At 74.9% G+C, this 3,022-nt stretch carries 2 protein-coding genes; both read left to right on the top strand.

The window, feature by feature from the left end:
- Window positions 1–540 precede the first annotated feature (540 nt).
- A complete protein-coding gene (locus tag GV126_RS34430) occupies window positions 541–1,098 on the top strand; it encodes a DUF2617 family protein (RefSeq protein ID WP_159675210.1) in 558 nt (185 codons plus the stop codon).
- A gap of 35 nt (window positions 1,099–1,133) precedes the next feature.
- A complete protein-coding gene (locus GV126_RS34425) occupies window positions 1,134–2,789 on the top strand; it encodes a polyamine aminopropyltransferase (RefSeq protein WP_159675208.1) in 1,656 nt (551 codons plus the stop codon).
- Window positions 2,790–3,022: the final 233 nt, after the last annotated feature.

Genomic DNA, 3,022 nt, shown 5'->3' with positions numbered 1-3,022 from the left:
GCGCGGCGCGCGCGGGGGGGGCGGCGGCTGGTGGGCGGCCGGGGACGGGGGCGGCGACTCGTCGTCCGGCGGCCATTCGGGCGGCCACCATTCGGGCGGCCACTCCTGCGGAGGGCACTCCTCCTGCGGAGGCTCGTCCTGCGGTTCCTCGTGCGGCGGCGGATGCGGGGGAGGCAGCTGACCGGGGAACGCGCTCACTCGGGGCCCGGCGTCCGGTTCGGACGCCGGGCCCCGACCCGTGGGGGGCGTCCTGCGCGCCGTCCTGTGCGCTGCTCTGTGCGCCGCCGTGCGCGCCGGGGCGTACGCCGTGGTTGAACAGTTGCGCACATAGGCCCACTCAGGGATGTAAACCTCCCGGACTTGGGTAAAAACGCTGTGCGGCACGGCCGTTCGTGGTTCTCTCTAACTCGCCGACGCAGCCCCCAGGACGACCTGCTCACACCCTTTCCGAACCAGGCTGACCGGGCCGTTCGCCCCGAGTCGACCGGGGTGCGCCGGCCCAACTCGCCTTTTTTCTTTGCGTGCTAGCGGAGCCGATCCATGCTCACGACCCTCACCACCTCCTACACCGACACGCGCGCGGCGGACCTCGCCTGGGCTCTGGGGCGCGAGCCGCTGCCCGCGTTGGCCACCCTCGACCTCGAACTGTCCGGAGCGAAACTGCAGTTGAGACTGCTCGGCGCCTCTCACCAGGTCCTCCTGGAGGAGGCGTGGGGCACGTGTTCGGAGACGGTCGCGTGCATCCCGGGCTCCAGTACGCCCCTGCCGCTGGGCGTCGCCAAGCGGGCCGGCGACTGGGAGTACGAGTTCGCGGCCCGCGTGGAGGTGCTCTCGCCGGGGTCGTTCGCCGGGCGGGCCCAGGAGCTGCTGGCCCTGGTCTCCGACCATCCCAACGGCCTGGCCGGCGTCTTCCCGGGCAGCCCGCACGCCTTCACCGCGATGCTGGCGCAGCGGCAGGAGGGCCAGGTGCACTGGCGCACCTGGCACGCCTACCCGCAGGACGGGCAGCTGGTGGCGACCCGCACACGGGTGGGAGCACGCACCACCACAACGCCACCCTCATGCACCGACGCCCCCTCGTTTCACACGTGTGGGTGACGAAGCGGTCGCCCACCGTGACGTAACGTCTCAGCGTGATCGAACCGCCCGCCCCGGCCCCGCCCCGCTCGGCGCCCTCCTGCCCGGCGCCTCCCGCGAGCGGTCCGGCGCGGCTGCCCGTGCGGCCGGCCACCGGCCGGTTCCTCGTGCTGGCCGGCGTCTTCGTCTGCGCGGCCTGCGGGCTCGTCTACGAACTCGAACTGGTCGCGCTGGCCTCGTACCTGATCGGTGACTCGGTCACGCAGGCGTCCGTCGTGCTGTCCGTGATGGTGTTCGCGATGGGCATCGGCTCGCTCGCCGCGAAGCGGCTGCGCCGGCACGCCGCCATCGGCTTCGGCGCCATCGAGGCCACGCTCGCCCTGGTCGGCGGCTGCAGCGCCATGGCGCTGTACGCCGTCTTCGCCTGGACCGGCGCCTGGGGCGGGATGTGGACGGGCGGACCGCGCGGCCTGCTGGTCGCCTTCTCGCTCGCCATCGGACTGCTCATCGGCGCCGAGGTGCCGCTGCTGATGGAGCTGATCCAGCGCATCCGCCGGCAGGACGCGGGCGGTGCGGTCGCCGACCTGTTCGCGGCCGACTACGTCGGCGCGCTCGTCGGCGGCCTCGCCTTTCCGTTCCTGCTGCTGCCGCTGCTGGGCCAGTTGACCGGCGCGCTGCTGACCGGCGCGGTCAACGTCGTCGCCGGCGGCACGCTGGTGCTCGGCCTGTTCCGGCGCGACCTGACCCGGCGGGCCCGCTGGCTGCTGCTGGTCGCCAACCTCGTCGTGCTCGGCCTGCTCGCCTCCGGCGCCGCCCTGGTCGGCGACTTCGAACGCGCCGCCCGGCACGCGGTCTACGGCGCCGACGTCCGCGTGGCGCTGCAGAGCGACGTCCAGGAGATCGTCCTGACCGGCGGCACCCGCGGCCGGCCGCTGGACCTGTTCCTCGACGGCCGGCTGCGCGTCAGCGGCCAGGACGAGCGCCGCTACCACGAAGCCCTCGTCCACCCCGCGATGGACGGCCCGCACGCGCGCGTGCTCATCCTCGGCGGCGGCGACGGCCTCGCCGCCCGGGAGGTGCTGCGCCACGGGGGCGTACGGCGGGTGGACGTCGTCGAACTCGACCCGGCCGTCGTCCGCCTGGCCCGCACCGACCCGGCGCTCGCCCGGCTCAACGACCACGTCTACGACGACCCGCGCGTCCACGTGAGCACGGCCGACGCCTTCGGCTGGCTGCGCGGAGCACCGGCGGCGGCGTACGACGTGGTGATCGAGGACCTGCCCGACCCGGGCATCACGGCCAGCACCAAGCTGTACGCACAGGAGTTCTACGGCCTGGCCCGGCGCACCCTGGCCCCTCGGGGACGGCTGGTGGTGCACGCGGGACCGGTCACCACCCGGCCGCGCGCCTTCTGGACGGTGGAGGCGACGATCCGGGCGGCGGGACTGCGCACCGTTGCCTACCGCGTCAGCGGCCGCGACTCCGGTTTCGCCGCGGGCCCCGACCGCACGACCGGCGCCGCCCGTGCCGCGCGTGACTGGGGGTTCGTCCTGGCCTGTCGTACGGACCCGGTGCTCGCGCTGGACCCCGCGGCCCCGCGCCCGCGCACCCTCACCGCGGCCTCGCTCGCCGCCGACGCCCGCGCCGCGCTGCGCACCCGCGTCACCGGCCTTGCGGCCTCCACACTGGTGCACCCCCGGTACACCGGCTGACCCGCCGCCTGCCCTGTCGCTCCGACCGGCCTGCACGGACCGGCCTGCACGGGCCGGCCTTCACCGACCGGTCGTCAGCGCACGGGCCGGCCTTCACCGACCAGCCTTCACCGCGCGGACCGCAGCGCGCGATGCCGAGACGCGCGGGATCGTGACGCGCGGGACCGTGACGCAGACGGCGGCCCGTCCCTCCCTCCCCCCGGAGCGGGACGGGCCGCCGTCTGCGTCACGGT

It is taken from the genome of Streptomyces mexicanus (assembly GCF_902506575.1).
In the GTDB taxonomy this organism is placed as follows: domain Bacteria; phylum Actinomycetota; class Actinomycetes; order Streptomycetales; family Streptomycetaceae; genus Streptomyces; species Streptomyces mexicanus.
This window is presented reverse-complemented; position numbering and strand designations above follow the sequence as displayed.

Excerpts from the sequence above, each read along its gene's own strand:
- GV126_RS34430 (WP_159675210.1), top strand. The coding sequence starts at position 541 with ATGCTCACGACCCTCACCACCTCCTACACCGACACGCGCGCGGCGGAC.